The organism is Streptomyces sp. NPDC059851, assembly GCF_042732005.1.
Lineage (GTDB): Bacteria > Actinomycetota > Actinomycetes > Streptomycetales > Streptomycetaceae > Streptomyces.
In genome coordinates, this window is sequence record NZ_JBHWJJ010000270.1 from 1 (window position 1) to 3,453 (window position 3,453).

Annotated in this window: 3 protein-coding genes and 1 pseudogene; all 4 read left to right on the top strand. The window is 74.8% G+C overall.

The window, feature by feature from the left end:
- The first annotated feature begins 8 nt into the window (after window positions 1-8).
- The gene (locus tag ACFV7Q_RS38545) at window positions 9-1,397 is read left to right on the top strand and encodes an ATP-binding protein (protein ID WP_385435620.1); all 1,389 of its coding nucleotides are present in this window, start codon (window positions 9-11) and stop codon (window positions 1,395-1,397) included.
- A 326-nt stretch (window positions 1,398-1,723) separates the two neighbouring features.
- A complete protein-coding gene (locus tag ACFV7Q_RS38550) occupies window positions 1,724-1,951 on the top strand; it encodes a hypothetical protein (protein WP_385435618.1) in 228 nt (75 codons plus the stop codon).
- Entirely contained in the window at window positions 1,948-2,877 is a 930-nt protein-coding gene (locus tag ACFV7Q_RS38555; RefSeq protein ID WP_385435619.1) for a sigma factor-like helix-turn-helix DNA-binding protein, read from the top strand. The genes ACFV7Q_RS38550 and ACFV7Q_RS38555 overlap by 4 nt, the downstream gene beginning before the upstream one ends.
- Window positions 2,861-3,453 (top strand): annotated as a pseudogene (locus tag ACFV7Q_RS38560) (hypothetical protein); the annotation flags it as partial. The gene ACFV7Q_RS38555 and the pseudogene ACFV7Q_RS38560, both read left to right, overlap by 17 nt.

Below are 3,453 nucleotides of genomic sequence, written 5' to 3' on the forward strand. Positions count from 1 at the left end.
CCGCCCGGCTGCGTGCGGTGGGGCGGCGGGTGCGCCCGCGCTCGGTCCGCGCCCGGGCCACCCTCGGCGCCACCGCCGTGGTGGCCCTGGCCCTCGGCACGGCCTCCTTCGCACTGCTCGGGATCCTGGACGGCAGGCTCGTACGCGGCGCCCAGGCGGACGCCGAACGGCAGGCCCTCGCCACCGCCGCCCTCGCGGCACGCGGCCGGCTCGACAGCGTGCTGACCCCGGGCCGCGGTACCGACTTCCTCCAGGTCGTCGATGCCGAGGGCCGCGTCCTCGCCGCCAGTCCCGACCTCGCCGGCCGCCCCGCACTCACCCCGACCCGCCCCGGCAAACCGGGCACGGTCCGCAACACCTGGAAGCCGGCCCCTGCGCGCGGCGAACACCGCCTCCGCGTCGTCCAAGTCACCACCGTCACCGAGGAAGGGCTCGTCACCGTCTACGCGGGGACCTCCCTGCGGCAGGCCGATGCCGCCGACGAGACCATCACCGCCGTCCTGGCCGTGGCCGTTCCGCTGCTCGTCCTCACCGTCGCCCTGGTCACCTGGAGGGTGACGGGATGGGCGCTGCGCCCCGTCGAGGCGATCCGGGCCGAGGTCGCCGAGATCAGCGAACGGGACCTGCACCGCAGGGTGCCCGTACCGCGCAGCCAGGACGAGGTCGCCCGGCTCGCCGTCACGATGAACGCCACCCTGGACCGGCTGGAGGCCGCCGGGATCCGCCAGCGCCGGTTCATCGCCGACGCCTCGCACGAGCTGCGCAGTCCCATCACGGTGCTGCGCACCCAGCTGGAAGTCGCCCAGGCCCATCCCGACCCGGCACTGTGGGGCGAACTGGTCGGCGGGGCGCTGGAGGACACCGTACGGCTCCAGGACCTGGCCTCCGACCTGCTCCTGCTGGCCCGCCTCGACACCTCGGAACCGGCACCGGACTCCGCGGTCGACCTCGCCGAGGTGGCCCGGGACGCGGCCCGCGCCCGCCGCCGCGACCGCATCCCGGTCGACCTGGAGATCGCCGACGAGGCCACCGTGCGCGGCAGCACGCTCTGGCTCTCCCGGCTCGTCACCAACCTGCTGGACAACGCGCAGCGCCACGCCGAGGTGTACGTCGTGCTGTCGCTGCGCGTCGACCGGGACCGCGGGGCGGCCGTCGTGGAGGTACGGGACGACGGGCCGGGCATCCCGGCCTCCGACCGCGAACGGGTCTTCGAGCGGTTCACCCGCCTCGACGACGCCCGCAGCCGCGACGAGGGCGGCACCGGCCTGGGCCTGGCCATAGCGCGGGACATCGCCACCCGCCTCGGCGGAACCCTCGCCGCCCTCGACTCCCCGGCCGGCGCCCGGCTGGTGGCCACCCTGCCCCTGGACGACGTGGCCCCGGACACCGCCCGCTGAGGACCACGCCCGAGAGCAGCGGGCACCACCCGGCGTCCCACGGCACCGCGTCCGGACCACGGGACCCGGGCGTCGTGCGCCTGGACATTCCGCTCCGGGACATTCGGCCACCGGACCGCGGCTGACCTGCGTCCCTCGGCGCGGCCGCCCGGCCGGGCGGGCTTCCCGGGCGAATCTGATTGTTCCCCGTTCTGCTTTTTTCGTGCCTGTCCATCTCTGTTCACTCCATGCTTGCCTCGGCTCTTGAAGGGGGGCGTGAGACACCGCCAAGGGCCGTATCCCGAAACGGAATTCGCCCATGGCGCAGGCAGCCGGAGGACGGCGCGATGAAGAACAACCGGATGATCGTCACGGTGGTGGCGCTTTTAGCGATCTTCGCCTTCAGCGTGGTGATGGTGGTGGCGGGCCAGCCCATCGCGGCGATCACCGCGCTGATCCCGTCAGCCGCCCTCGGCGTGCAGCAGATCGTGCAGGCCGGCACGGGTGCGGCCGAGAGCCGGCGGGAGCGGCGGCCCTCCCCGCAGCCCGAGCGGGAAGAGGAGGCGCAGGGATGACCATCCCCTCGGCACCCCGGGACGTGCCCCAGGACAGAAGGGGCAAGCGAGGGCGGCGGCTCGGCCCCATCGCCGACGGCGCCGGCGCCGCGCACCGGGCCTGGCTGGAGCCGCTGCGCGACGCCTTCCACGGCAGCGGCCTGACCCTCGACGAGCTGCAGGTCCGCACCGGCTGGCCCAAGTCGCACATCTCCGAACTGCTGCGCGCGGTCGAGCGCTACCCGCGCTGGGCCTTCGTCCGCACCGTCCTCATGGTGCTGAAGCCCCGGGTGTCGTACGAGGCGATGCGGCTGCGCTGGGTGCTGGCGGCGCGCGACGCCGGGAAGCGGACCTCGTGGATCAAGGACTGCCTCCACGAAGCCGGCGGTGCCGGTGGCCGTGCGGTCGCCGCCGGTCCGGCCCCGCTGGACTACCTGGCCTTCCAGGAGATGCACCGCCCGCACTACACCCGCTACGCGGCCGCGTTCCTGCGCCGGCCCGCGCTCGTCGAGAAGGCCGTCGGTGACGCCTTCACCCTCTTGCTGCTGCTCTGGCACGACGCGCTGGCCAGCGAGAACCCCGAGCGGTTCGCCTGGCCGATCCTGCGCCAGACCGTGTTCGAGCACACCCCGAAGGCGAACGGCCGCCCCTCACTGGCGCTGGCCGCCTTCGACACCGTCGCCCTGGACACCGCCCCCGACCCGGTCGGCCAGGTCGAGGAGACCATGGCGCTGTTCCGGGCCGTGGCCGAACTGGCGCCGGTGCAGCGGGACGTGGTCGTCCTGCTGCACCTGTGCGGCTTGGAGGACACCCAGGTGGCGGACGAGCTGGGAGTCTCCCTCGCCTCCGTGCGCTCCACCGCGCGGCACGCCAAGCGCAACCTGCACACGATCCTGCACCCGATGAGCACCGCCGAGGAGGGACACCCCCGTGGCCTCGACCATTGACGAACTGCTCGCCCGCGCCCGCCTCCACGACACCGCGTACCCGCCCGCCGACATCACCGACCTCGCCCGCAGCACCGACCCCGTCCGCGGCGTCGACCCCGCCGACCCCGCCGATCGCACCGCGCCCGCCGGGCCGGCGCGACCCCCGGCCCCGGCCCCGACTCCCGTCGCCGACCGGCAGCAGGCCATGCGGGGCGCCGCGGACGACCTCCAGGCCCTGTGCGAGACGGCCGTCACCCGTGCCGCCGTCAGCGCGCTGGGCGGTGGCTTCCTCACCCAGACGCTGCCCCAGCCGTCCGGCGCGCGCGTCCTGGGCTGCATCCTGCTGCTCACCGATGCCGAGGACTCCGCCCGCTTCTGGTGGCAGTACGCGGCCGGCGCCGGGGACTCGATCGCCACCTACTGCCTGTACCTCCACCACCTGGCCCTCGGCGAGAACAGGCAGGCGGTGTGGTGGCGCCGGCAGACCGCCCCGCCCGGGGACGCGGGCCTGCCGGCCGTCCTGCGGACCACGCGTGCCGAGCGGGCGGACGTGCAGGAGACGGGGCAAGAACCGGGGCGGAGAAGGGGGCGGGG